Raw genomic sequence first — 24316 nt, 5'->3', positions numbered from 1 at the left:
GGGGCGCGGCCCGATGCGAGGATGAATCGTGCCTCACGTCGCCGCGCTCTATCGTCATCCGGTCAAGGGCTTCACGCCCGAGGAGCGCTCCGAGCTCGTCGTCCAGGCCGACGGCCGGGTGGAGGGCGACCGCGTCCTCGCGTTCCGGTTCGCCTCCGACGTCGACCCTCAGGAGCGCGACGGGATGGACTACTGGCCGAAGAGCCGGGGCCTGGCGCTCATGGAGTTCCCGAGCCTCGCCCGGCTCCGGCTGAGGTACGACGACGTCGCCCACCGGGTGTCGCTCACGGATGGCGAGCACCTGTCGGTCGACGCGCCGCTCGACGAGGAGGGACGCCGCAGGCTCGAGGACGCCGTCACGTCGTTCGTCCTCTCCTCCCCCGATGCGCGACGGCTCGAGGCCGACGGCGTCCTGCCGCTCCGTCTCATGGGCGACGGGACGACATCCCGCTTTCAGGATCGCCCGCGCGGGTTCGTCTCCCTGCACGGATCCGCGTCGGTCGCCGCCGTGGACGCGGTCGCTCCCGCTCCGGTCGACGACCGCCGCTTCCGCTCGAACATCGTGGTGTCGGGCACCGCGGCCTGGGACGAGCTGAACTGGGTCGGCCGGGTGCGGATCGGCGACGTGTCCTTCGACGCGCAGCAGCCGATCGGCCGATGCGCGGCCATCATGGCGAACCCCGACACCGGCGTGCGGGACGCACGCCTGCTCCGCACGCTCACCACCGAGTTCGATCAGGGCGAGCCCACCCTCGGCATCCTGCTGCTTCCGGCCGACGGCGCGGGCACCGTGCGGGTGGGCGACGAGGTCATCGTCGGCTGAGCCCCGCGGCGCCCTCGCCGACCGTCGCGAGCGTGTCGCCGCGCTCCGGGGCCTCGGCCGATCCGATCAGAAGGCATCCTCCTGATCGCGGATCGCGACCGCATCGATCTCGACGAGGATTCCCGCGAGTTGGCTTCCGACAGTCGTGCGGACGGGGAACGGAGCAGGGATGATCTCCTCGTAGGCGGCGTCGAACTCGGTGAAATCAGCGAGATCCGCAAGGTGCACCGTGGTCTTCACCACGTCCGCGAGAGTCATTCCCACGACCGCCAACGCCGCGCTGAGGTTGCGCAGCACGCCCCTCGTCTGCTCGGCGACCGTCTCGGGCACCTCCCCCGTCTGCGGGTCCTGGGGGCCGAAGCCCGCCGTATAGACGATCCCTCTGACCTCCACGACGTGGCTGTAGGCGCCAGCGGGCGCGGGCAGGGCGGAACTGACATATGCCTTCTTGGACATGGGACTCCTTCTGATCGGTGAGAGGCGATGAGCTGATGGGTGGGAGAGGATGAGGTGCTCAGCGAGAGGAAGCTCCGAGGATCGCTGCGCCGATGGGCGACACATCTCGGCCCGGTGTCTCGACCATGATCCTCCGGGAAAGATCGATGGAGGTGAGGAATGCGGATGAGATCGCACGGTCCTCCAGCGTTCGCACGACCGTGTCCACGAGCCGGGGCGTATTGACGATGACTCCTCCGCTGAGAACGACGATCTCCACGCCGACCGTGAGCACGAGGATCTGGACCGCGTCGGCGATGCCTGCAGCGACCCTGTCCCGCAGAGCGGAGGCCGCGCGATCACCCTGACGGAGCGCCTCGGCGAAAGGCACCGACGACGTCCAGTACCGCGCGATGGCGGCCCCTGACGCGTTCCCTTCGATGCATCCGTGTTGCCCGCATGCGCATCGGGGTCCGCCCCGGTCCAAGGAGATGTGGCCGATCTCCCCGGCGACGCCTCCGAACCCGCGCCAGACTGTCTCGTTCACGATCAGGCCCGCCGCGAGCCCCGTGCCGACGTTGAGATACGCCATGGAACGAAGACCCGCGGGCATCGTGGTGAACGCGCCGAGCGCGGCCACGTTGACGTCGTTGTCGATCCGAACCGGCCCGAGGACGAGATCGGACAGGCCCGCCGCGAGCTCCAGCTCGGAGATCCCGAGGTTCACGGCATGGCGCACGATGCCCCGTTCCGTGTCGACACTGCCTGGTATGCCGATTCCGACCGATTCGACCGGAAGACCCACGCGTTCGCGCAGTTCGCCCACGACCATGCGGGCGTTCTCCAGTACCTCCCCGCTGCCCATGCCGCTCGGAACGCGCACCTCAGCGAGAACCCGCAGGGAGTCGTCGACTGCGATCGCGTGGGACTTGGTCCCGCCGATGTCGATTCCGATTCTCATCGGTGTCCTTCGCCTCGGCCGCGCTATCAGAAGAAGGTGTGGATGACGCCGGTCACAACATCCCGGTCATCGATGAGGAGCCCCAGCCGCCACTTGTCGAAGGTCGTGCAGGGATGCGAGATCCCCAGCACGACGGTGTCTCCGACATCGAGCCGGCTCTCGTCGCCGAGACGCACATACCCATGCTGGTCGTTCAGATCGACGATCGCCGCCGTGCCGACGTCCCTGGCCTCGCTGCCTCGGAAGGCCGCCACCACGACCGGGAGTCCCGCATCGAAGGAGACATCGCGACGCCCCGTGTCGATCAGCGCGAGATCCGGCTCGGGCCGCGACAGCACGGTGGCGCGGATCTCGATCGCGGGCTGGAAAGCATCGAGCCCGCCGCGGCGGATGGCCGGGGAGTCGCGGAGGTACGTGCCGTGATCGTGGGTGACGTAACTGCCGCTGCGGATGACGACGACGGTGCCCGGTAGCTGCTCGCGCGTGAGTTCGTCGATGACGATGTCGAAGTGGTGGCTCCCGCCCGCGGACAGCGTCAGCTGCTCCCCGTCGAGCAGCCCGGCCTCGGACAGCCGGGCGCCCGTGACGCGAACACGCCGGCACAGTTCTGTGACGCCGGCGACGATGGCTTCGTCCGTATCGGCGACGACCGAGCCCTCGAAGCACGACACTCCCGCGACGCGCAGGCCTGCGGCGCCCGCCAAGCGCGCGAGGTCGATCGCGCCGGCCACCGTCCGCGCGCCGGTGCGTCCGCGGTCGGTGCCGACCTCGACGAGGACACGCAGTCGGGAGGAAGAGACGCTGGAGAGGGCAATGACCGAGTCGGCGCCGTCGACGTAGCAGAGCACCTCGAGCTCAGGCGTGCTCGCGAGCAGCCGCCGAAGCGCTCCCACGGCCACCGGATCAGTGATCTCGTTGGCGATCAGGATGCGTCGGGCGCCGTGATCAGCGAACACCTGGGCCTGGGTGACCGATGCCGCTGTGAGCGCCCAGGCTCCGCCATCGAGTTGCGCGAGGAAGAGCTCGGGGCTCATCGTCGTCTTGGCGTGCGGCGCAAGCAGGACCCCGCGTCGCGCGGTGTAGTCGGCGAGCACCGCGATGTTGTGACGGACCGCGGACGCACGCAGGACGAACGTCGGTGTGGAGAACAGACCATCGTGGAGCGTGGCACCATTCTCCACGAGCTCCCGCGGACTCATCGCGGCGGGAAGCCCGATGAAGCCCTTCTCCCGCGGCGCGATCGGAGTCTCCGCGAGCGCGCGGAGACTCGCTGCGGCGACGACGGGATCATACGCTCGCGAATCGGCGTGACTCGGGGTCGGGCTCATCGTGCTGTCCTCTCGTGTCGGATTCCGCGCCCAGGACGCGCCGACGTTCTCTCACCCTCGTCGATGACCAGCTGTCCGTCCACGAGCACATGAGTGACCCCCACGGACGGGCTGACCGGATCCGCATAGGTCGCCGTGTCTGCGACCGTCGCCGGATCGAGGACGACGAGATCGGCGATCGCGTCCTCCGCGACACGGCCGCGGGCGCCGAGCCCGAAGACCGCGGCAGTGTGCCCGGAGAGATGCCATGCCGCCTCGCCCCACGTCCAGTCGCCGAGCTCCCGAACATGCCGGCGGAGCAACCGGGAGAACGTCCCCCATCCCCGCGGGTGCGGAGCGGATCCGCGGAAGATCGCGTCCGAGCCGGCCACGTGACCGGGATGGCGAAGCAGACGTCGGAGGTCGTCCTCGGTCCGGTCCGCACCGTTGTCCACGACGCAGCCGACCGCCAGATCACAGGCCAGGAGCGCATCGCAGACGAAGTCCGTCAGATCCGAGCCGTGTCGCTCGGCCGCTTCCTGGAGCGACAGGCCCTCGGCCCATCGGTACGACGGGTCGGCGAGGAACGAGAGGGCGATCGAGGAGATGCGCTCGTTCACAGGAAAGATGTCGGCACGCAGAGCTCGCCGCACGGCAGGATCAGCCAAGCACGCAAGCGTATGATCTGCTCCTCCCGCCTGCAGAGCGGCAGGAAGGACGAGCATCCCCAGGATCGTGCTTCCGCGGAGATACGGATAGGAGTCGAAGGTGGGGATGACCCCGCGGTCCTCATCCAGCGCGGCGAGGATGCTCTCGACCACGTCGGCGGCTCCGTGCAGATGAGAGACATGAACGCGTGCACCGCTGGCCGAGCCGATGTAGGCGGCCTCCTCGAGCGCGCCTGGGATTCGAGTCCGGGAGTATCCGCGAAGATGGCTGACGTACACGCCGCCCTCCGCTCCGACCGGAGCGCAGAGCGCCGCGGTCTCCTCAGCGGACGCGAAGGCGCCGGGCACGTACTCCAATCCCGTGGAAAGACCGACAGCGCCATCGTCCATCCCCTCCGCGATGACGGAGGCCATCTCGGCCACCTCAGCGGCGGTGGCCGGACGATTCGACGTGCCGACGATGTCGGCGCGCACCGACCCGGCCGGCACCAGCGCCGCCGCGTTCAGCGGACCAGCGCCGTCCACCGACCGCAGGAACTCCGCAACGCTCTGCCCATGATCACCGCGTCGCGGTCGGCCGTCGACCGCGGCGAAGTACCTCGACGTGTAGGCCGCCCCGACGTCGCCCACGGGCGCGAAGCCGAGGCCGTCCTGACCGACGACGACGGTCGTCACCCCTTGCCGCAGATACGCCTCGTGGACCCGGGGGTCATCGACCAGCGCGTCCGCGTGCGAGTGCGCATCGATGAAACCGGGCATGACGATTCGGCCGCGGATGTCGATCTCCTGTGCGCCGACAGCTCCGCCGAGGTTCCCGACAGCGCAGACCCTCCCCTCCGCGATCCCGACGTCGGCTCGCCTCGGCTCGGTGCCCGAGCCGTCGGCCGCCAGACCGCCCCGCAACACGATCTCGTACGCCGCGTACCCGGTGCCGACACGAGTCATCGGAGCTCCCCGATCACGCGGGCGACGCGGCTCAGCGCGTCGTCGGAGACGAGACCGTAATGGTAGAAGTCGAAGCCCTCCACGCCCTGATCCAGGCCCACCCTGATCTTGGAGAGCAGGTTCTCCGCGGACTCGCAGTCGGGTGGCGCCACACGCAACGCAAGGCGAAGACGAGCATCCTCTCCCAGCCCCTCCCGATAGGCCTTCAGATCCCTTTCGACGGCGCCGGGCTTCTCCCGGTAGCCGAGCACCTCGTATCCCGCTCCGGAGCCGGACACGAGGGCACCCGCGAGGAGGACGCCGAGATCGACTCCAGCGGCATAGGCGCTGTCCACGATGGACGGCCCGAGGACAGGCGGCTCCGCAGCCGCCTGATCGAGGAACGTGACAGACATCCCATCGTCCCCTGCCGTGTCCGCGACCGCAGCGTAGAGAGCACCGACGGACTGCGCGCGAACGGCGAGATACCGGAGGAGCTCGCCGCCCGCCTCGTCTCCGAGCCGCCCACGGTCGATCACGTCGACCTCGACGGCCGCACCGGTCCATGCCCGGCTCGCCGTCTCGCGCGCCCACTCCGCGACGCGACCGGCGTCCACCTCCGCCGCGCCAGCAGCGGCGACGCAGTGCTCGCAGAAGCACAGACCGAGCGCGAGCCGCGCCCACGCGTCCAGGCGCACGAGCGAACGGCTCAGACGCAGCCCCTGGAAGTGCAGCGATTCCGCGAGCATCGCACCAGGTCCGCTGCGAGACACATCGCGCACGAGTCCCCGGTAGCCGTCTGCCACGATGGGATTGGCCGGGCAGAGATCGCTCGTGTATGCGTCGCCGAAGGCGTTCTGCTGGCACAGGCGACGATGTGTCTGCCCGAGCCGCTCGTCGAACCCGAACACGGTCCATGCCGCGAACCGCATGTCCCGGCTCCCGGCCGCGCGCACCAGCTCTGCGAGCAGCTCGTTCCGATCGAACGGCGAAGGTGTCCAGGGCGCCATCTCCTCCGGGTAGAGGGTCTCGTCCCCCGGCATGTAGAGCGCTCCCGCGGGAAGGTCGAGCACCCGCGCGGATGCGCCACGTGGGCGAAGATCGCGCGACGCGTGGTAGTGGACGGCGACGGTCACTCCGCTCACGCCAAGCCCGGATACGGCGTCCAGGAAAGGTTCCACGCCGACGTCGAGGACATCGTGCATGAAGCAGAAGAAGGACGTGTCGAGTCGCGTCATGCGACCGGGCGCTCATCGAAGGTGGTCTGGAAGAACTCCTCGCCGAAGATCGCGGCGATCAGCTCGCTGTTGCCCGCGGTTATCCCCCCGTCCACGGTGAGGGTGGTCCCGGTGATCCACGCCGCGTCGCTCGATGCCAGGAAGGCGCAGGCGGCGGCGACGTCGTCGACGGTCCCCAGCCTGCGCATCGGGTAGACGCGCGAGACGCGATCCAGGATGTCCGGCTCGGCGGCCATGCGCTCATCCCAGCTGCCGGTGTGGATGCTCCCCGGGGCGACGACGTTGAATCGCACACGATGCGGGCCGTAGCGCAATGCCAGGTTCTTGGTCAGGTTGATCAAACCCGCTTTGGCGGCTCCATAGGCCTCGTTCCCGAACGCGCCGAGGCCGTTCACCGACCCGACCGAGACGACCGCAGCCGCATCCGATTTCAGGAGCAACGGCATCGCCGCTTGAATGCACAGGAAAGGCGCCTTCAACGTCACGGTGAGATCGAGATCGAGATCGCCCTCCGTGAAACGTTCGAAATGCGTGTCCGTCGCGTGAGCCGGGCAGTTGACGAGCACGTCGACACCGCGCCCGCCTTCCCCGAGCGCATAGAAGAACCTGCCGATCGAGGACGCGTCGGTCGCATCGACCTCGTGGCCCTCCGCGGATCCTCCCCCGGCACGGATCGAGCACGCGGCCTCCTGCGCGCTCTGCGCGTCGGCATCCGCCACGACGACGTGCGCACCTTCCCGTGCCATCACCTCAGCCGTGGCACGTCCGATCCCATGCCCCCCACCGACGACCACGGCCACGCGCCCGGCGAACCTCTCACTCACGGCGTACCCTGCGCATTCCCCGGGGCCGGCAGCTCGTCCACGCGGACCGAACGGCCGAGTTGTGCCGAGACCTCGACGGCCCTGATGGCCCGGGTGATCGCAAGACCGTGCTCGACATCGGGGCCGAGATCGCCACCATCCTGGAGCGCGGCTGCGAACTGCTGGACCATCCACACCGCCGGGCCGACCGGCGCCCGCCCGATGGCGCCCGAGAGCGGCCATTCCGACCGAGACCGGTCGGTCACGAACGTGAGTCCCTGATGAGCGAGGTCGGCGGAAACCGATCCCGCCGTGCCGATCAGCTCGAAGCGGAAGTCTACGATGCCCTGCCCGCCGTCCGGAAGCACCCACGCGGAGGTGAGGTTCGCCGTGGCCCCGCTCTCGAACGTCACGAGGGCATGCACGACGTCGCTGGTCGCGACCCCGCGTGCAGCGAGGATGCCGTCGGTGACGACAGCACTGACGGAGGCCACCGGGCTGTCGATGAACCATGTCAGCATGTCGAGCGTGTGGGGCATGAGGAACCAGGCAGGGGAGGAGCGACCCGCCCATGACAGCATCTGCGTCGGCACGAAGTAGGAATTGCTGAGCACCGCGCTGGACGTGATCGGCGCACCCAGCTCGCCGCGGGCGATGCTGCCGTGGGCCTTGACGACATGGGGGTTCCACCGGTTCTCGAATCCGACGAGGCACCGTCCCCCGCCCGCCCTGACCTCCTCGGCAATGGCGTGCGCATCTTCGAGGGTTGTCGCCAGCGGCTTCTCGACGAGGATGTGCCTCCCTCCTCTTGCCGCATCGATCGCCGCGTCCCTGTGAGCGAAGTCCGGCGTCGCGATGATGACGGCATCCGGGTCGAGATCTGAGAACAGCTCGGTGTGCGAGGGGAGGACGGGCAGACCCGTCGCTGCCCGCGCTTGCTCGGCGACGCGGTCGGACGGCTCCGCGAATCCGACGACGGTGACGCCGGGCTGGTCACGGAGCGCTTCCGCGAACAGGCGACCGCGAAGACCCGCTCCGACGATTCCGATGGTCAACATGATGGTGCGTCCTTTGCTTCTTGCGTGAGGGGGGACATCAGAAGAGAGTGAAGCCGCCGTCGACCTTGACGATCGAGCCGGTCATGAAGCTCGACGCGTCGCTGGCGAGGAACACTGCGACCGGACCCAGCTCGTGAGGCAGCCCATAGCGCTTCATCGGAGAAGGATCGACGACGTACGGTTTGAAGTAGGGCTGGTCCACCGGGGACATCTCGGTCAGGAAGTATCCCGGTGCCACCGCATTCACACGGATCCCGTACGGCGCCCATTCCGCGGCGAGTCCCTCGGTGAGGTGGTGCACTGCCGCCTTCGAGGTGAGGTAGGAGACCTGCCAGCGCGGCTGATTCACGATCTGCGCCGACATGGATCCGATGTTGACGATCGTCCCGCCGCCGCGCTCGGCCATGCGGCGTGCCACGGCACGGCTGCAGAACCAGACGCCGTCGACGTTGACGGACATGACCTCGTGCCACGCCTCGTCCGGCGCCTCGAACGCGGTGCCGGCGATACCGATCCCGGCGTTGTTGAGCAGCACGTCGATCTCGCCGAAACTGTCTGTGACGTCGGCGACGGCGCGCTCGACGTCGTCGACGTCGGAGACCTCGAGCTGGACGCCGTAGGAGCGGATGCCGAGCTCCACGAGCTCGGCCGCGGCGGACCGGGCGGACTCCAGCGTGCGTGCAGTGACGGCCACGGATGCGCCGGCCTCGCCGAGCGCCTGCGCCATCGCTCGTCCGAGGCCACGGCTGCCGCCGGTAACGAGCGCCACTTTGCCGGCGAGGGAGAAGGTGTCTAGAGCGGTCATGGTTCCTTTTCTCGGGTCGTGGCTCATCGCCAGGTGATCGTGAGGGAGTGGATGAGGGGGCTTCCAGGCCCCACGACGGTGTAGGCGCCGGTGGCGAGACCGTTCACCGGGCCTGAGAGCGGCTCGACGCAGACCGCGCCGGGCATCGTCTCGCAGACGATCCAGTGCGATCCGGTCCGTCCGAGCGTCAGCTCGGGCCCGCCGTCCCATCTGATGACCGGGTCGCTCTCGACGTCCGTGAAGGAGTCGTCCCACGGCCGTCTGCCGCTTCCGGCCGCTGTGCCGGTCGGGATCCCCGACGAGTCGGTCACGTAGTGCGTGCCGGGACGGAAGTCGAGACGGGCTCGCCGTCCGTCGGAGAGGCGTTCGGCGAACCAGGGGTGGAACCCGACGATCACCGGCATCCGGCGGTCACCGTTCGAGACGATCGCGCGGACGGTCAGCGACGTCTCGCCGAGATCGAACTCCTGGCGAACCGAGCCCCCGAACGGCCAGCGCTCGTCGAAGGCGATTTCCAGACCGTCCCCGCGGCGGGTCCAGGGACGATCGAACACGAAGCCATGGATAGCATGGTCGCCGAAGTTCACCGGCAGCGCCCATTCGCGACCCTCGAACTCGAATCGGCCGTTCGCGGTCCGCCCCACGAACGGCGCCATCACGAAGCTGCCCGAGAAGATCTCCGGTGGCGCGCCGGGTGCCGGAACAGTGCCTCCGAGCACCTCCGCGCCATCGATCCGCAGGGAGACGAGGCGGCCTCCGTCCAGGGGACCGACGAGGACGCGGGCACGCGACGACGACGCCTCGAGCAGCCCGTCGGGTCGCTCGTGGAGCTCCGTCACTTGACTGCTCCTGCCGTCAGACCGCCGATGAGGTACTTCTCGATCGAGGCGAACAGGATCACGACCGGGACGATGGCGATGAGGGAGGCGACGAACAGGAACTGGTACTCGGTGGACTGCAGTCCCACGAACTGCTGGATGCCCACGGGCAGGGTTTGAAGTCCTTCGCTCGGGTTGTTGAAGAGAGTGAGCGCGACGGGGAACTCGTTCCATACCTGGATGAAGGAGAACACGACTGCGGTCACAAGCCCGGGACGCACGAGTGGAAGCGCGATACGGAGCATGATCCGGAAGTCGCCGAGTCCGTCGAGCTTCGCCGCCTCCTCGATGTCGAACGGGATGGACTCGAACTGGCCGCTGAGAATCCACGTGGAGAATGCGAGGTTGAACGCCGCATTCGTGAGGATGATCGACCAGTACTCGTTGACCCCGTCCACCCAGAGGAACTCCTGGAAGAGACCGACGACCACGGCCACCGGTGCGATGACCTGGGTGACGAGCACGAGCCGCATGAAGGGGCCGCGGCCGGTGAAGCGATGGCGTGCGGTGTAGTAGGCGGCCGGCACCGATACCAGCAGGACGAGGGCCGTGGAGATGACGGCGATGATAAGGCTGTTCTTGATATAGGTCAGAAGGTCGATCCTCGTCCACACCTCGATCCAGTTCTGCCAGACCCAGGTCGTCGGGAGGTAGTCCGCCGGAGACGAGAACAGCTCGGCGCCCGTCTTGAACGACGACAGGAACATGACGATGTAGGGCGCGAGGAAGAAGAGGGCGATGAGGAGCCCGAAGAACGGCATCGCCACCGGCCGGACCGCGCGCCATCCTCGTCCGAGACGTCCGCTCGACACTCGGCGACGAGCACGTGGCTGCAGCGTACCCGCGATGGGTGCGACGAATCGTCCGAGCAGGACCTGGAGACGGCTGTCACGATCGCGTCGCCGCTCGCTGTTGACGGCACGGAAGTAGAAGAAGATCACGACGCAGAGGAAGATCACGTTGAGCACCGAGAGAGCCGCGGCCTCGCCCGCGTCGAGTTGCTGGCGGAAGGCGATCTTGTACGCCCAGGTGATCGTCGTGTCCGCGGCGTTGCCCGTGTTCCCGCCGGTGATCACCCAGATGACCGGGAAGGAGTTGAACACCGACACGACCACGAGGATCGTGGCGATCACGAGCGAGGGCCGCAGCAGCGGGAAAGTGATCGACCAGTAGATGCGGCTCGCGCCCGCGCCGTCGATCTTGGCGGCCTCGTACACGTCCTCCGGCAGCGTCTGCAGGCCCGCGAGGATGACGTAGGTCGTGAACGGGATCGTCACGATGATTCCGACCGCGATGACGGAGACGAACGAGAATCGAGGATCCTGGTACCAGCCGATCGGTTCGGAGAGCAGACCGAGATCCATCAGCAGACGGTTGAGGATTCCGTTGCTTCCCTGCAGGATGTACCGCCAGACGGTCGCGCTCATCACCAGAGCGGCCGCCCATGGCACGATGAGCGCCCACCGTACGAGGAGACGCCCGCGGAAGCGCTTGTTGAGGAACTGGGCGAGCGCGAGCGAGATGCCGATCGAGCCGCCGACCACGACGATCACCCAGACGAAGGTGTTCAGGATCACCTGTCCGAGGGCGGGCTCGGCGAAGAGCCTCCGGTAGTTCGCGAAGCCTGCGAACCCCTGCGCCACTCCCGAGGAGTCGATCGTCGTGAACGACGTCTGCACCATGATCACGATGGGGACCAGGATCACGAGGACGATCAGGATCACCGCGGGCATCACCCACGGGGTGGAGCGGAGGAATTCGGCGAAGCGCCCGGGCTTTCCGCGTCTCGAACGGCTCGCGGAGGCAGCGGCCGGCAATGTCGTCGCCATAGGCGGTCTCTCTTTCGTCACAGGATCCGGTGGGCGTTCTGGTCCGGCCCGCGGGCCGGACCAGAACGTGTGATCACTGGTCCGCGGCCGCATTGATCGCGTCGAGGATCCCCTGGATGTCGGCGCCTTCTGTCACCCCGGTGCCGATCTGGTTCTGAACGGCCCCCTGCACCGCAGGGAAGGTGGGATCGGTCGAGGGGTAGAACCGGGCGGTGGGAAGGAGGTCGAGGAACGGCCCGAACGCGGGGTCAGACTCCAGCGCATCGGATGCACTCTGCGTGGCGGGGAGGAAGCCCTGGCTCGTCAGGAACTCGACATAGTTCTCCTCCTGGTAGAAGAAGTCGAGGAACTTGCTGACCGCCGTCTTGTTGCCCGGGTTCTCGAACGACATCAGGTAGTCCTGCACTCCGAGTGTGATGGGCTCGATGTCGCCATTGACGGGCAGGGGGGCGACGCCGTAGTCCACCGACGAGTCCCAGCCCTCGAACAGGCTCGGCGCGAAGCTCGCACCGGCCATCATTCCCACCGTGCCGTCTGCGAACGGGCGGAAAACTCCGTCCGTTCGGTTGGTCTGCCCGGGGTTCGGCTGGGTGATCTCGTAGACGTTCGTCAAGCAGTTGAGCACCGTGAGCGTCTCGACGTTCTTCTCGCTGTTCACGGTGAACTCACCCGGCGCCGACTGCCAGTCGCCGCCGTTGCCCCACATCCAGATCGACCACTCGGCCTGGCTCTCTTCCGCGCCCAGTGGAAGCCCGTAGCCCGTGTAGCCTGCCTCCTCGAGCTTCTTGGCATCGTCGACGAGTTCACGCCATGTCTCGGGCGGGCCGTCGATCCCCGCCTCCGCGAAGGCCGTCTTGTTGTAGAAGAGCGCGCGGGTGCTGGTGATGAACGGAATCCCGTACTGCGTCCCCTCGTAGACTCCCGCATCCTTGAAAGCGGGAATGAAGTCGTCGTTCACCTCTTCGGAGAGAAGCTCAGAGGCGTCTTGGAGCAGTCCATTGGAAGCCCAGCCGGAGTACTTGTTCTGGTTCAGGATGTCGGGGTACTGCTGCGTCTGGATCATCGTCGCGACCCGCTGATCGATGTTGTTCCAGTCGATGATCTGCACGTCCACGGTGTATCCGGGGTTGGCGTCGGCGAACCTCGCAGCGAGATCCTTCCAATAGTCCTCGGTGGTCGACGTGTAGGCGCCGCCGACGAACGTGATGCTCTTCTTCTCGTCATCGGCGACGGCGGCAGCAGAGACCGTCGATGCCCTCTCTGCGCTGACGGCCGTCTTGTCGGCCGCCGGCTGCGCGACGGAACCCGTCGCCGAGGCCGCAGCCGCAGCCGGGATCGCATCCTCGGACAGCAGCGCGTCACATGACGCCTCGTCGAGCGCGGTGGTGGAGGCGGAGCCGCCGGAACAACCGGCGAGCCCGAGGGTGCTCACCACGACGAAAGCCGTGGCCACACCTGCTTTCCTGGTACGTCGCATCATGTGGGAACTCCATGCCTGTGAACGGAATAGCGGCATCCGAACGGTGAGCCGCATCCTCCCGGTAAGGGCACTTACTTGACTTACCGGCCGGGTATGTACACTTTCCTTACAATCCGATACCGTGTCAAGGAGCGAAACAAGACGTTAACGAAAGGTGCCGGATGCCGAAACCGCGACACGAGCGCACCGAGGCTCGGCGGACTTCATGACTGTCGACGCCTCATCGATCGCCAGCTCGCCAGCACTCGCCGGCAGCACGGAGCCGATGGATACCGCTGCCGCCTACCGAGCGCCGGGCCGAGCGAGCTCGTCGCCGCGGCTGATCTCGCAGACGGCCACCGGCCGCCTCAACCGCGTCCGCCTGTTGCAGCTCCTCTACGACGTCGGTCCCGCATCCCGAGCCGAGCTCGCCCGCCTCGCGGAGGTCACGAAGACCACGATCGGATCCATCGTCCAGCCGATGATCGACGCGGGCATCCTCGTGGAACGAGAGCCCCGCCAGAGCAGCGTGTTCGGCGGCAAGCCGGCTCGCCCCATCTGGCTCTCCCCCCTCGGTCGACCCATCGTGGCCGTGCATGTCGGCCCCGGGAGCGTCAGAGCCGCTCTTGTCAGCCTCACCGGCACGATACGTTCCCACAGCTCTGCGCGTTTCTCGGGAACACGCTCCAGCCAGAGGTCGATCATCGACACCATCGCAGCCTGTGTCGAGGACGTGCTGCCCGGGAACGAGAAGCCGCTCGGCGTCGGTGTCGCCGTGGGCGGCATGGTGGACACCGACCGGGGGCACATCGTGGCGGTCAACCTCGCTCCGAGGCTGTCCGGCCTCGCGCTCGGCCCCCTTCTCTCCCGGCGGCTCGGGCTTCCCGTCCAGCTGGATCTGCATCCGCGCGTCCAGGCGCTGGGAGACCGATGGTTCGGACTCGGGCGTGGCGTCTCGAGCTTCGCATCCGTGTACTGCGGTGAGGCCATCGGCGCTGAGTTCGTCATCGACGGCACCGTACACCGCGGCGCATCCGGTGCAGGCGGCGAGGTCGGCCACACCGTGGTCGACCTCGGTGGGGCGGTCTGCCGATGCGGACGGCGTGGATGCTGGGAGACCATCGCCACCCACACCTGGCTCAGGCAGGCTGCGGCCGCAGCACAGCTGCCGGGTGCGCGCTCCCTCACCGCAGGAGGTCTGCTCGCGCTGGCCGAGGCCGGATCGAAGGACGCCGACGAGCTTCTCAATCGATATGCGCGGAACATCGCGGTCGGGCTCGTCAACCTGCAGCAGACGCTGGCTCCTGACCTCTTCATCCTGCACGGCGACATCGTGCAGGCCGGCGAGGTGTTCCGAGCCCTCATCGAGCAGGCCGTCTACTCGGGGATAGCTCCACGCCCCGGCGGCGAGCCGGAGATCATCTTCGCAAAGCCCGAGGACGACATGGCGCTGCTGGGCGCAGCGGGCCTGGTGTTGTCGGAATCGCTCGATCAGCTGGCGTGAGCGCCGCACGCCCCCGGTAAGGCGCATCCCGGCACGATGTCCGCGCGAGCCTTGCCCGGAGCCACCAGACTCCTCCTGGCCGCCACGATCCTGCCCGTTCCGCGCGATGAGGCACGTCGTGGGAGGAGCTACGGCGACGACGCCGGCCGAACGACCGGACGACGGCCGCCAGCCGACCCTAGATGTCGGACGAGGACCGGAGCTCCGCGCCCGCGTGGGCGATCTCGGCGAGTGCCGCGTCGCTGGATTCCGGGTGCACACCCGCGATCAGGTCGGTGAAGATCCGCACGTGGCGTCCGGCCGCGATCGCGTCGAGGGCCGATGCCCGCACGCAGTAGTCCGTGGCGAGGCCGACGACGTCGATGTCGAGGATGCCGTGCTCCGCCAGCAGCTCGGTCGCCGTGCGGCCGTCGTCGGCGACGCCCTCGAACAGCGAGTAGGCGGGCTTGCCCTGCCCCTTCTTGAGATGGTGCGTCACCCGCGAGGTGTCGAACACCTCGTCGTACTCGGCGCCGTACGTGCCGCCGACGCAGTGCACCGGCCACGTGTCGACGAAGTCGGGCTCGGCGGCGAAGTGCCCGCCGTTGTCGTTGTCCCCGTCGTGCCAGTCGCGCGAGGCGACCACGATCTCGTAGTCGTCCGCGTGCGCGTCGAGGTAGCGGGAGATGCGTTCGGCGACCTCGTCGCCCCCGGCCACCCCTAGGGCGCCGCGCTCGGTGAAGTCGTTCTGGACGTCGACGATGAACAGTGCCGTGCTCATGTCTCGAGCGTACGCCGGTACTCCGCCCGGGTCATCTGCTCCCTCGGATGCGAACCCGATGAATCGACCGGATGCGGCGCCGCATCCGCCCCGCCCTCTGCATCCGCCGCGTCCTCCGCACGCGTCCCGTCCGCCGCACGCGTCTCGGGACCCGCACGCCAGAGCTTCGACGGCCACCAGATCGCACGACCGATGTCGTAGCCGAGCGCGGGCACCAGCAGCGACCGCACGACGAACGTGTCGAGGAGGACCCCGAACGCGACGATGAACGCCAGCTGCGCGAGAAAGAGGATCGGGATGACGCCCAGCGCGGCGAAGGTCGCCGCCAGCACGAGACCCGCTGACGTGATCACCCCGCCGGTCGAGACGAGTCCCCGCCGTATCCCGAGCCGGGTGCCGCGCCGGAGCGACTCCTCGCGCACCCGCGACATCAGGAAGATGTTGTAGTCGATGCCGAGGGCGACGAGGAACACGAACCCGTAGAGCGGCACCGCGGGGTCCGCACCCGGGAAGCCGAGTAGGTGGTCGAACACGAGCGCGCTCACCCCCATCGCCGTGCCGAACGAGATCACCGTGCTCACCACCAGCAGCACCGGCGCGAGCACCGAGCGCAGCAGCAGCATCAGGATCGCCAGCACGACCGCCAGGATCACCGGGATGATCACCGTGCGATCCCGGATCGACGTGTCGTTCGTGTCGACGTCGATCGCGGTCTGTCCGCCGACGAGCGCCGCTCCGTCACCGAGCCCGTCGTCGAGACCCGTGCGCAGGTCCCGGATGGTGTCCTCCGCCGCGAGCGAGTCGGCGGCCTCGGCGAGGGTCGCGACCAGCAGCACCTCGTTCGACGACACCGTGGGCGCGGGCCCGGCGGTTCCGGGTGGCCCGACCGCGGTGAGGGCGAGCTCCCCGTCCTCGACCGCCACCGATGCCTGGCCGGTGGGCGAGTCCTCGGACGCGATCGACACGCTGTCGATCCCCGCGGTGCTCTCGAGCACCCCGACGGCATCGGCCGCGGCGTCCTCGCCGACGAGCACGTAGACGGGGCTCCCGGAGCCGGCGGCGAAGTGCTCGGCCAGCACGTCCTGGCCGTCGCGGGCCTCCGAGTAGCCGAGCACGAGGTCGCTCGCCGGCACGCCGTCCGCCTTCAGCTGGGTGACGCCCGCGGCGCCCACCAGCAGCACGATCGTGCTGATGATCCAGACCGGCCTCGCCCGGCGGGCGACGAACCGCGCCACCCGCGGCCAGACGCCCCGCACCGGCCGGGAGAGGTCGGCGGAGATCTCGGTCGCAGGCTGCGTCGGGATGAACGGCCAGAACGCGGCTCGGCCGACGAGCGCCAGGAGCGCCGGCAGGAAGGTGAGCGCCGACAGCATGGCGAAGGCGATGCCGATCGAGGCGATCGGCCCGAGCGCGCGATTGCTCGCGAGGTCGGAGAGCAGCAAGCAGAGCAGCCCCGCGATGACCGTGCCGCCGGAGGCGAGGATCGGTTCGAACGCCCCGCGCCACGCCCGCATCGTCGCATCCCCGCGGTCCGCTCCGTCGGCGACCGCCTCACGGTACCGTGCGACGTAGAGCAGCGCATAGTCCGTCGCGGCGCCGATCACGAGGATGAACAGGATGCCCTGCACCTGCCCGTTCAGCACGAAGATCCCGGCCTTCGCGAGCCACCAGACGGTGAGCAGCGCCACGCACAGGGCGAACATCGAGGTCATGAGCACGAGGACCGGCAGCAACGGCGACCGGTAGACGACGATCAGGATGAGGAACACCGCCGCCAGCGCCACGATCAGGAGCAACCCGTCGATTCCGAGAAAGCCCTCGACGAGATCCGACGTGAACCCTGCCGGTCCCGTCACCCATGCTTCGAGGCCCGCGGGCAGGTCGTCGCCGAGAAGGGCACGGATCTCCTGGACGATCTCCCGCACCTCACCCGTGCTGTCGATCGGCACGAAGATCTGCGCGGCGTCGCCGTCGTCGGAGACGATCGGCGGCGAGACGCGCTCGAGCACGCCGTCGAGTGCCGCGACGTCGTCGACGACGGCCTGCAGCTCGGCGAGCTGCTCGTCGGTGAGTGTCGCGTCGCCGGCGACGACCACGACCGCGGGGATGCTGTCGTCGCCCAGGAAGTCGGAGAGCCGCTCGTCGACCTGCGTGGCTGCGGCGCTCTGCGGCAGGAACGAGGACCGGTCGTTCGTCGCCACCTCGTCGACCTTGCCGAAGTAGGGCCCGCCGACCGATCCGCCCACGATCCAGATCAGCACGAGCAGCACCGGGATGCCGATGCGCAGCCAGCGGGAGGGCAGCGATCCGGCGCGGGGCTTCTTCGGCATGTATCTAGCTTATCTAGCTAAATCGTCGCGATCGAGGGCACGAGCTCCGCGCCCCTTCGTCTCGGAGCTTCGCTCCTCGCTCAGTGCCCGATGGCGAAGAGTCAGGCGGAGGCGAACATGATGATGAGCGACGCGATCAGCGACAGCGCGCCGATGGCGAGCAACCCCACCGCGAGCCATCCTGTCACCCGTACGAGCGGCGAACGAGGTGTGAACCGGATGCGGTTCGAGCCGGGCCGGTAGAAGAGGTGTACGGAGTCGGCCGCCCCGAGGTGCAGCTCGTCACTCGCCGACAGCAGGGCCTCGCCCACTCCCCCGTCATGGGTGAACCATCGGGCGACCCGACCGTCGGGCCCGGGCTCGACGACGGCGGATGCGGGCAGCCACGTGCCGTCGGCAAGCGCGGCGACGAGAGCGATCCCGGCGAGGACCATACCGGCACCGAAGCCCACCCAGGTGAACGTCTCCAGCAGGATGTCGAGAGTGCCGTCCATCTGCGCTCCGCCCCGGTATAAGAAAGCGGGGTCCGCCCGGACCCCGCTTCACCTCGGAGCCACCTAAGGGAATCGAACCCTTGACCTATTCATTACGAGTGAATCGCTCTGCCGTCTGAGCTAAGGTGGCGCGCTCCGCTTTCGCGTTGCACGATCCACGATCTTACATGCTCCGGCAGGGACCCGCGAACCGGTCGGGGCCGCGACATCCGCGGCGCTGTGAACGCGTGTGACGGGTGATTCGCCGCCACGGAACCGCGTCACGTAGCGTCGCTACCGGCACCGCGACGAGGCAGAGTGTGCTCTCCGAGAGCATGCGAGGCGGTCACGACCGCCGGACCGGTGCCACAGACACCACCCTGGGAGCACCACATGTCCAAGAAGTTCCTGTCCGCGGCCGCGCTGGCCCTGCCCCTCGCCCTTCTGCTCGGAGGCTGCGCATCCGGCGGATCCGACGCAGGCAGCACCGACGGCGGATCCGACGAGGTCGTGCGCATCGGTGTCGTCGGCGCCGGCGATCCCTACTGGGAGACCTACGTCGACGCCGCGGCCGAAGAGGGGATCGAGGTCGAGCTGGTCGACTTCACCGAGTACCCGCAGCCCAACCCCGCGCTGTCCGCGGGCGAGATCGACCTCAACCAGTTCCAGCACATCATCTACCTGGCGACGTACAACGTCGCGTCGGACGACGACCTGCAGCCGATCGGCTCGACGGCGATCTACCCGCTCGGCCTCTACTCGACGCAGTACGAGTCGGTCGACGACATCCCCGAGGGCTCCACGGTGATCGTCCCCGACGACGACAGCAACCAGGCACGGGGCCTGCTCATCCTCCAGGCCCAGGGCCTGGTCGAGCTGAAGGACGGCGGCTCCGTCTTCTCGACCCTCGCCGACATCGAGCCGGGCTCGAAGGTCACCGTCGAGGCGATCGACGCCGCGCTGACCGCGACGTCGCTCCCCGACGTCGCGGCCGCCATCATCAACAACGACTTCGTCGAGGATGCAGGCCTGGACTTCGACGACGCGATCGCGACGGACGACCCGACCGACCCGAGCGCGCAGCCGTACATCAACATCTTCGCAGCGCGCGCCGCTGACGCCGACAACCCGACGTACCTCAAGCTCGTCGAGATCTTCCAGAACACCACGGCCGTCACCGACGGCCTCCAGGATGCCTCGGGCGGCACCGCGGAACTCGTCAAGACCCCGGTCGACGAGCTCGTCGCGTCGCTGGCCGACGTCGAGGCGGACATCCGCGCGAACCAGTAAGCATGAACGACGTGTGCGGCCCGCTCCTAGAGTGGGCCGCACACGTGTGTCTTCCCCGAGGAGCGAAGCCATGACCCTCATCCGTCTGTCCGGCGTCTCGAAGACGTTCCCGCCCGCGACGAAGAACGATCGGCCGGTCGTCGCAGTGGACGACGTCGATCTCGACATCGCGGCGGGCGAGGTCGTCGGGATCGTCGGATACTCCGGCGCCGGCAAGAGCACGGTGCTGCGCCTCCTCAACGCGCTCGAGACCCCCTCGTCGGGATCCGTCGAGATCGACGGCCGCGACATCACAAGTCTGCGAGAACGCGACCTGCGCACACTCCGCGGCGACATCGGCATGATCTTCCAGCAGTTCAATCTCTTCGAGTCCCGCACCGTCGAGAAGAACGTCGCCTATCCGCTCGAGATCGCGGGGCGACCCAAGGCCGAGATCGCGTCCCGCGTGAAAGAGCTGCTGAGCTTCGTCGGGCTCTCCGACAAGGCCAAGAACCACCCCGAGCAGCTGTCGGGCGGCCAGAAGCAGCGCGTCGGCATCGCTCGCGCCCTGGCCACGAGCCCCCGCATCCTCCTCGCCGACGAGGCCACGAGCGCGCTCGACCCCGACACCACGCAGGAGGTGCTCGCGCTCCTCGGTCGCGTCAACCAGGAGCTCGGCGTCACGATCGTCGTCATCACGCACGAGATGGACGTCATCCGCACCCTCGCCGATCGCGTCGTCGTCATGGAGGCCGGCCGCATCATCGAACAGGGCACCGTGTTCGACGTGCTGTCGGCGCCCCGGCATGCGGCGACGCGCCGCTTCGTCTCGAGCATCATCGAGGACGTGCCACAGGGCGATCAGCTCGCGGCCCTGCAGACGCGGCATCCGGGGCGCATCGTGACGTTCACCATCCGCGACGGCGACGTCACGCAGGCCGACGTGTTCGCAACCCTGTCGCGTCACGGCGTGCGCTTCGAGCTCATCCACGGCGGGATCAACGACATCCGCGGCCGCGTGTTCGGCCATCTCACCCTCGCTCTGACGGGCGAACCGGATGCCGTCTCCCAAGCCATCATCGAAGCCGCGGCCCACGCGCCCCTCGTCGAAGAGACACTCGTCGAGAAGAAGGAAGAGACACTCGTCGAGAAGAAGGAGGACCACCGTGGATAGGCTCATCGAGCTCCTCCCCCAGCTGCTCACGGCGACGTACGAGACGATCGTCATCACGACCTTCGCTCTCGCCATCGGCGGGCTGTGCGGCCTCGTCCTCGGACTCGCGCTCTACGCGACCCGGGCTGGCAGCCTCTTCCCCAATCGGGCGGTGTTCGGCGTGCTCAACGTCATCGTGAACACCTTCCGCCCGATCCCGTTCATCATCCTGCTGGTGGCCGTGCAGCCCATCGCGCGATCGTTCGGCATCCGCGGCATCGGACTCGAGTTCGCGGTGTTCGCGGTGTCGATCGCCTCACTGTTCGCCATCAGCCGCATCGTCGAGCAGAACCTGCTGACCGTGCGCCCCGGTGTCATCGAGGCCGCTCGAGCGGCGGGCGCGAGCCGGTCCCGCATCCTCTTCCGACTCGTGCCGCGCGAGGCGCTCGGGCCGCTGATCCTCGGCTACACCTTCATCGTCGTCGCGCTGGTCGACATGACCGCGATGGCCGGCGCGGTCGCCGCGGGCGGCCTCGGCCAGTTCGCCATCGTGTACGGCTTCCGTCAGTTCAACCCGGTCGTGACGTGGGCGGCCGTGCTCATCATCATCGTCATCGTGCAGGGCGTGCAGTTCTTCGGCAACGCCCTCGCCCGCCGCGTACTCCGCCGCTGACCCGAAAGTCTCCCGACGGCGGTCGTCCCGGATCCGTGTCTCGCTTGTGCAGGTCGGTCGGGGTTTCCGGCTGTACAAGTGAGACACGGGGTCGAGGGTGTGGGTGGTTCCGGGGGGCGGAGTGCCCCGCCAGGGGCGCGGAGCAGCTGAAGCGAAAGCCCTCACGCTTCGTCTCGCTGCGCTCGCGGTCCCTGAGCGAGGAGCGCAAGCGACGAGGCGAAGAGCAGCGACCGGGGTCGCTCGGATCACTCGCAGCGCAGTCCGTCCTGCGGCACGGTGCCGTCGACGAAATACGCCTCCACGGCCTCGTCGACGCACGTATTGCCCTTGTTGTAGCCGGTGTGCCCCTCGCCCACGCGGGTGATCAGCACACCCGAGGCGAGCTGATCCGCGAGCGCGACCGACCATTCGTACGGGGTCGCGGGATCACCCGTCGTGCCGATCACCAGGATGGGGTCCGCCCCCGTCGCGGTCAGCGCCCCACGGGTGCCGGTGGGCGCGGTGGGCCACGCGGCGCAGCCGTCGACATCCGACATCCAGTACGGGGCCACGGTCGGTGCCTTCTCGGCGAGCAGCACGGCCGCAGCCGCCTCCTGCTCGGGCGTCGAATCGTCGGGGTAGTCCATGCAGTTGTACGCGGAGAACGCCTCCGTCGAGTTGTCGTCGTACTGGCCGCCGGTGCGCGCGTAGTAGAAGTCGGCGAGCTGGAAGGCCGTCGCGGGGTTCCCCTGCAGCGCGTTGCCGAGGGCGGTCGTGAGATACGACCAGCTGCTCTCGGAGTAGAGCGCGGCGATGATGCCGGTCAGCAGGGAGTCCGCGCCCAGCTGGCGCCCGTCCGTGTTCGGCAGCGGACTGCGGTCGACGCTGGCGAGCAGCGTCCCGAGATCGGCCATCGCGTCGTCCACCGTGCCGGCGAAGGGACAGTCGCTCGATCGCAGGCAGTCGGTCATGTAGGCCCGCAGCGCCGATTCGAATCCGATCCCCTGGGTCGTGGACACCTCGAGCTCGGAGGTCTGCGGATCGATCGCCCCGTCCAGCACGAGCCGGCCCACCCGCTCGGGGTAGAGGTCCGCGTACGTCGCGCCGAGGAACGTGCCGTACGAGTAGCCCAGGTAGTTGAGCTTCTCATCGCCGAGCACGGCCCGAAGCAGATCCATGTCGCGGGCCGCCTGCACGGTCGTGATGTACGGCAGGATCCCCTCGCTGTTCGCGTCGCAGGCCTCCGCGAACTCGACGCTCCGCGCGGTCAGCTCGTCGTTCCACTCCTGGCTGCCGCGCTCCGCGGCGGGGATGTCGAACAGGTAGGCGTCCATGTCGGCCGCATCGAAGCAGCGCACCGCCGTGGACTCGCCGACACCGCGCGGGTCGAACCCGATCACGTCGTAGTTCTCCTGCAGCGACGTGCCGACGGCGAAGTCGATCGAGCTGCGGATGAGATCCACGCCGCTCGCGCCGGGCCCACCCGGGTTCGTGAGCAACGACCCCTCGGCCTCGCCGTCGGTCGCCCGCTGACGGATCACCGAGAGCTCGATGTCGCCCGCCGTGGGGTCGTCCCAGTCGAGAGGGGCGCGCACGGTCGCGCAGTCGAAGTCCGTGCCGCACGAGGACCAGGCGAGCTCCTGCCCGTAGAAGGGAACCAGCTCCTCATCGACGCCCGAGACATCCGGCGTCGCACTCGAGGAGGGCAGCGTCGGCTCGTCGGTGATGAACGAGCACCCGGAGAGGGCGACGGATGCGGCGGCCACCGCCGCGATCACGAGACCGCGGATCGATCGTCGGGTGCTTCTCATGAAGAGGTCCTTCCGGTGGCGACCGCGACGAGCAGGCTCTCCAGGGCGAGGGCGGGCGCGGCATTGCGTTCGACGTTGCGACGGGTGAGGGCGATCTCATCGAGGACGAGCAGCGTGCGCGTCGCAGTCCAGGCGTCGGCCAGCGCCCGCAGATCGGAGTCGAGCTCGGTGTTGATGAGTCCGTCGACGCGGTCGTACTGCAGCATCACCACGTCGCGGAACAGGGACTGCAGGTCGGTCAGGACCCGATCGATGCCGTCGCGAAGACTGCGCGTCGCCCGACGCTTCTGATCGTCGGCCAGCGCGTTCAGCTGGGCACGCACCGCGGGCGGAACCGCGGTGCCCTGAGCGACGCCGACCGTGCGCAGCAGGTCGGCGCGTTCGGCCTCGTCCCGCTCGAGTGTGAGGGTCTTCGCGTCCTCGGTCGCCGCCTGCACGATCCGGGCCGCGGCATCGACCGCGTCGCCCACGCCACGGACGGCGAGGACGGCGCGCAAGGTCTCGTCGCGGCGCAGACGGGCGTCGGCATCGGTGGCGAGGCGCTGCGCCATGCCGATGTGTCGTTGCGCGTGCCGCGCGGACTGCTCGGCGACGGCCGCATCGACCCCCGTCCGCTGCACGATGAGGCGGGCGACGTCGTCGATCTCGGGCTCGTGCAGTCGCACCGTGCGCACGCGCGAACGGATCGTCGGCAGGAGATCCGCGTCGCTCGGCGCGCAGAGCACCCAGACCGTGCGCTCGGGCGGTTCCTCCAGCGCCTTCAGCAGCACGTTCGAGGTGCGCTCCGCCATCCGATCGGCGTCCTCGACGACGATCACCCGGTATCTGCCGAGGGACGGGGAGAAGTAGGCGCGTTCGACGAGCTTGCGGGCCTCTTCGATACGGATGATGACCTGCTCGGTGCGCAGCGCCGTGAGGTCGGGGTGCGTCCCCGACAGCACCTGCCGCATGGCCGGCTCATCGCCGGGCTCGGCGATGAGGGCCGCGGCGAACGCGTAGGCGAGCGTGGAGCGCCCCGATCCCGGGGGGCCCGTCAGCAGCCAGGCGTGCGTGAGCTGGGCGGGATCGTCAGCGGCGGCGCGCAGCATCCGCACCGCGTCGTCCTGCCCCCACACGTCTCCCCAGGGGATCGTCGTGGTGGCGGTGTCCATGTCGACCAGCCTATCCGCGACCCCC

21 protein-coding genes and 1 tRNA gene are annotated in these 24316 nt (G+C 68.5%); 5 read left to right on the top strand and 17 right to left on the bottom strand.

Annotation, left to right across the window (positions count from 1 at the left end; all coding sequences use genetic code 11):
- Window positions 1-28: 28 nt before the first annotated feature.
- Window positions 29-823 carry an MOSC domain-containing protein gene (locus tag GVL03_RS10350; RefSeq protein ID WP_159500918.1) on the top strand — a complete coding sequence of 265 codons (795 nt, stop codon included), beginning with the start codon at window positions 29-31 and terminating at the stop codon, window positions 821-823.
- Window positions 824-889: 66 nt separating this feature from the next.
- Here the strand turns inward: GVL03_RS10350 and GVL03_RS10345 are convergent, their stop codons facing one another.
- From GVL03_RS10345 to GVL03_RS10295, 11 genes are all read right to left on the bottom strand, one after another.
- Complete coding sequence (locus GVL03_RS10345) at window positions 890-1279, bottom strand: RidA family protein (RefSeq protein WP_159500917.1); 390 nt, start codon at window positions 1277-1279, stop codon at window positions 890-892.
- A 58-nt stretch (window positions 1280-1337) separates the two neighbouring features.
- Entirely contained in the window at window positions 1338-2219 is an 882-nt protein-coding gene (locus GVL03_RS10340) for an ROK family protein (RefSeq protein WP_159500916.1), read from the bottom strand.
- A gap of 26 nt (window positions 2220-2245) precedes the next feature.
- On the bottom strand, window positions 2246-3547 hold the full coding sequence (locus tag GVL03_RS10335; RefSeq protein WP_159500915.1) for an alanine racemase: 1302 nt from the start codon (window positions 3545-3547) through the stop codon (window positions 2246-2248).
- Window positions 3544-5139, bottom strand: coding sequence for an amidohydrolase family protein (locus tag GVL03_RS10330; protein ID WP_159500914.1), 1596 nt, complete (start codon window positions 5137-5139; stop codon window positions 3544-3546). Before GVL03_RS10330 ends, GVL03_RS10335 begins: the two co-directional genes overlap by 4 nt.
- Window positions 5136-6356 carry a hypothetical protein gene (locus GVL03_RS10325; RefSeq protein ID WP_159500913.1) on the bottom strand — a complete coding sequence of 407 codons (1221 nt, stop codon included), beginning with the start codon at window positions 6354-6356 and terminating at the stop codon, window positions 5136-5138. Before GVL03_RS10325 ends, GVL03_RS10330 begins: the two co-directional genes overlap by 4 nt.
- The gene (locus GVL03_RS10320; protein ID WP_306770330.1) at window positions 6353-7150 is read right to left on the bottom strand and encodes an SDR family NAD(P)-dependent oxidoreductase; all 798 of its coding nucleotides are present in this window, start codon (window positions 7148-7150) and stop codon (window positions 6353-6355) included. The genes GVL03_RS10325 and GVL03_RS10320 overlap by 4 nt, the downstream gene beginning before the upstream one ends.
- A gap of 26 nt (window positions 7151-7176) precedes the next feature.
- A complete protein-coding gene (locus tag GVL03_RS10315) occupies window positions 7177-8217 on the bottom strand; it encodes a Gfo/Idh/MocA family protein (protein WP_159500911.1) in 1041 nt (346 codons plus the stop codon).
- A 37-nt stretch (window positions 8218-8254) separates the two neighbouring features.
- Window positions 8255-9022, bottom strand: coding sequence for an SDR family NAD(P)-dependent oxidoreductase (locus GVL03_RS10310; RefSeq protein WP_159500910.1), 768 nt, complete (start codon window positions 9020-9022; stop codon window positions 8255-8257).
- A gap of 23 nt (window positions 9023-9045) precedes the next feature.
- Window positions 9046-9861, bottom strand: coding sequence for an aldose 1-epimerase (locus GVL03_RS10305; RefSeq protein WP_159500909.1), 816 nt, complete (start codon window positions 9859-9861; stop codon window positions 9046-9048).
- Window positions 9858-11633: an ABC transporter permease subunit gene (locus GVL03_RS10300; protein WP_159500908.1), complete on the bottom strand. Its 1776-nt coding sequence runs from the start codon at window positions 11631-11633 to the stop codon at window positions 9858-9860. The genes GVL03_RS10305 and GVL03_RS10300 overlap by 4 nt, the downstream gene beginning before the upstream one ends.
- Before the next feature lie 169 nt (window positions 11634-11802).
- Window positions 11803-13182, bottom strand: a complete 1380-nt coding sequence (locus tag GVL03_RS10295; RefSeq protein ID WP_159500907.1) for an extracellular solute-binding protein — start codon at window positions 13180-13182, stop codon at window positions 11803-11805.
- A 292-nt stretch (window positions 13183-13474) separates the two neighbouring features.
- Here GVL03_RS10295 and GVL03_RS10290 point away from each other — a divergent pair, with 292 nt between their 5' ends.
- Window positions 13475-14692 carry an ROK family protein gene (locus tag GVL03_RS10290; RefSeq protein ID WP_159500906.1) on the top strand — a complete coding sequence of 406 codons (1218 nt, stop codon included), beginning with the start codon at window positions 13475-13477 and terminating at the stop codon, window positions 14690-14692.
- A gap of 178 nt (window positions 14693-14870) precedes the next feature.
- On the opposite strand, the gene GVL03_RS10285 is transcribed toward GVL03_RS10290, so the two are convergent.
- The 4 genes from GVL03_RS10285 to GVL03_RS10270 form a co-directional block, all read right to left on the bottom strand.
- Entirely contained in the window at window positions 14871-15452 is a 582-nt protein-coding gene (locus tag GVL03_RS10285; protein ID WP_159500905.1) for an isochorismatase family protein, read from the bottom strand.
- On the bottom strand, window positions 15449-17782 hold the full coding sequence (locus GVL03_RS10280) for an efflux RND transporter permease subunit (RefSeq protein WP_159500904.1): 2334 nt from the start codon (window positions 17780-17782) through the stop codon (window positions 15449-15451). The genes GVL03_RS10285 and GVL03_RS10280 overlap by 4 nt, the downstream gene beginning before the upstream one ends.
- A 101-nt stretch (window positions 17783-17883) precedes the next feature.
- Entirely contained in the window at window positions 17884-18276 is a 393-nt protein-coding gene (locus GVL03_RS10275) for a hypothetical protein (protein ID WP_159500903.1), read from the bottom strand.
- A 57-nt stretch (window positions 18277-18333) separates the two neighbouring features.
- Window positions 18334-18406: transfer RNA gene (locus GVL03_RS10270), tRNA-Thr, on the bottom strand.
- 242 nt (window positions 18407-18648) lie between these two features.
- Between GVL03_RS10270 and GVL03_RS10265 the strand changes: the two genes are divergently transcribed.
- The 3 genes from GVL03_RS10265 to GVL03_RS10255 all read left to right on the top strand — a co-directional run bounded on the left by GVL03_RS10265 (window position 18649) and on the right by GVL03_RS10255 (window position 21350).
- Window positions 18649-19545 carry a MetQ/NlpA family ABC transporter substrate-binding protein gene (locus tag GVL03_RS10265; protein WP_159500902.1) on the top strand — a complete coding sequence of 299 codons (897 nt, stop codon included), beginning with the start codon at window positions 18649-18651 and terminating at the stop codon, window positions 19543-19545.
- 70 nt (window positions 19546-19615) lie between these two features.
- The gene (locus GVL03_RS10260; RefSeq protein ID WP_159500901.1) at window positions 19616-20698 is read left to right on the top strand and encodes a methionine ABC transporter ATP-binding protein; all 1083 of its coding nucleotides are present in this window, start codon (window positions 19616-19618) and stop codon (window positions 20696-20698) included.
- Window positions 20691-21350, top strand: a complete 660-nt coding sequence (locus GVL03_RS10255; protein WP_200847135.1) for a methionine ABC transporter permease — start codon at window positions 20691-20693, stop codon at window positions 21348-21350. Before GVL03_RS10260 ends, GVL03_RS10255 begins: the two co-directional genes overlap by 8 nt.
- 245 nt (window positions 21351-21595) lie before the next feature.
- Here GVL03_RS10255 and GVL03_RS10250 read toward each other — a convergent pair whose 3' ends face one another.
- Together GVL03_RS10250 and GVL03_RS10245 are read right to left on the bottom strand one after the other, a co-directional pair.
- Window positions 21596-23140 carry an alpha/beta hydrolase gene (locus tag GVL03_RS10250; protein WP_159500899.1) on the bottom strand — a complete coding sequence of 515 codons (1545 nt, stop codon included), beginning with the start codon at window positions 23138-23140 and terminating at the stop codon, window positions 21596-21598.
- On the bottom strand, window positions 23137-24291 hold the full coding sequence (locus GVL03_RS10245; RefSeq protein WP_159500898.1) for a DNA polymerase III subunit delta': 1155 nt from the start codon (window positions 24289-24291) through the stop codon (window positions 23137-23139). Before GVL03_RS10245 ends, GVL03_RS10250 begins: the two co-directional genes overlap by 4 nt.
- Window positions 24292-24316: the final 25 nt, after the last annotated feature.

The sequence above is a fragment of the Microbacterium sp. 18062 genome (assembly GCF_902706225.1).
Classification (GTDB): Bacteria; Actinomycetota; Actinomycetes; order Actinomycetales; family Microbacteriaceae; genus Microbacterium.
This window is presented reverse-complemented; position numbering and strand designations above follow the sequence as displayed.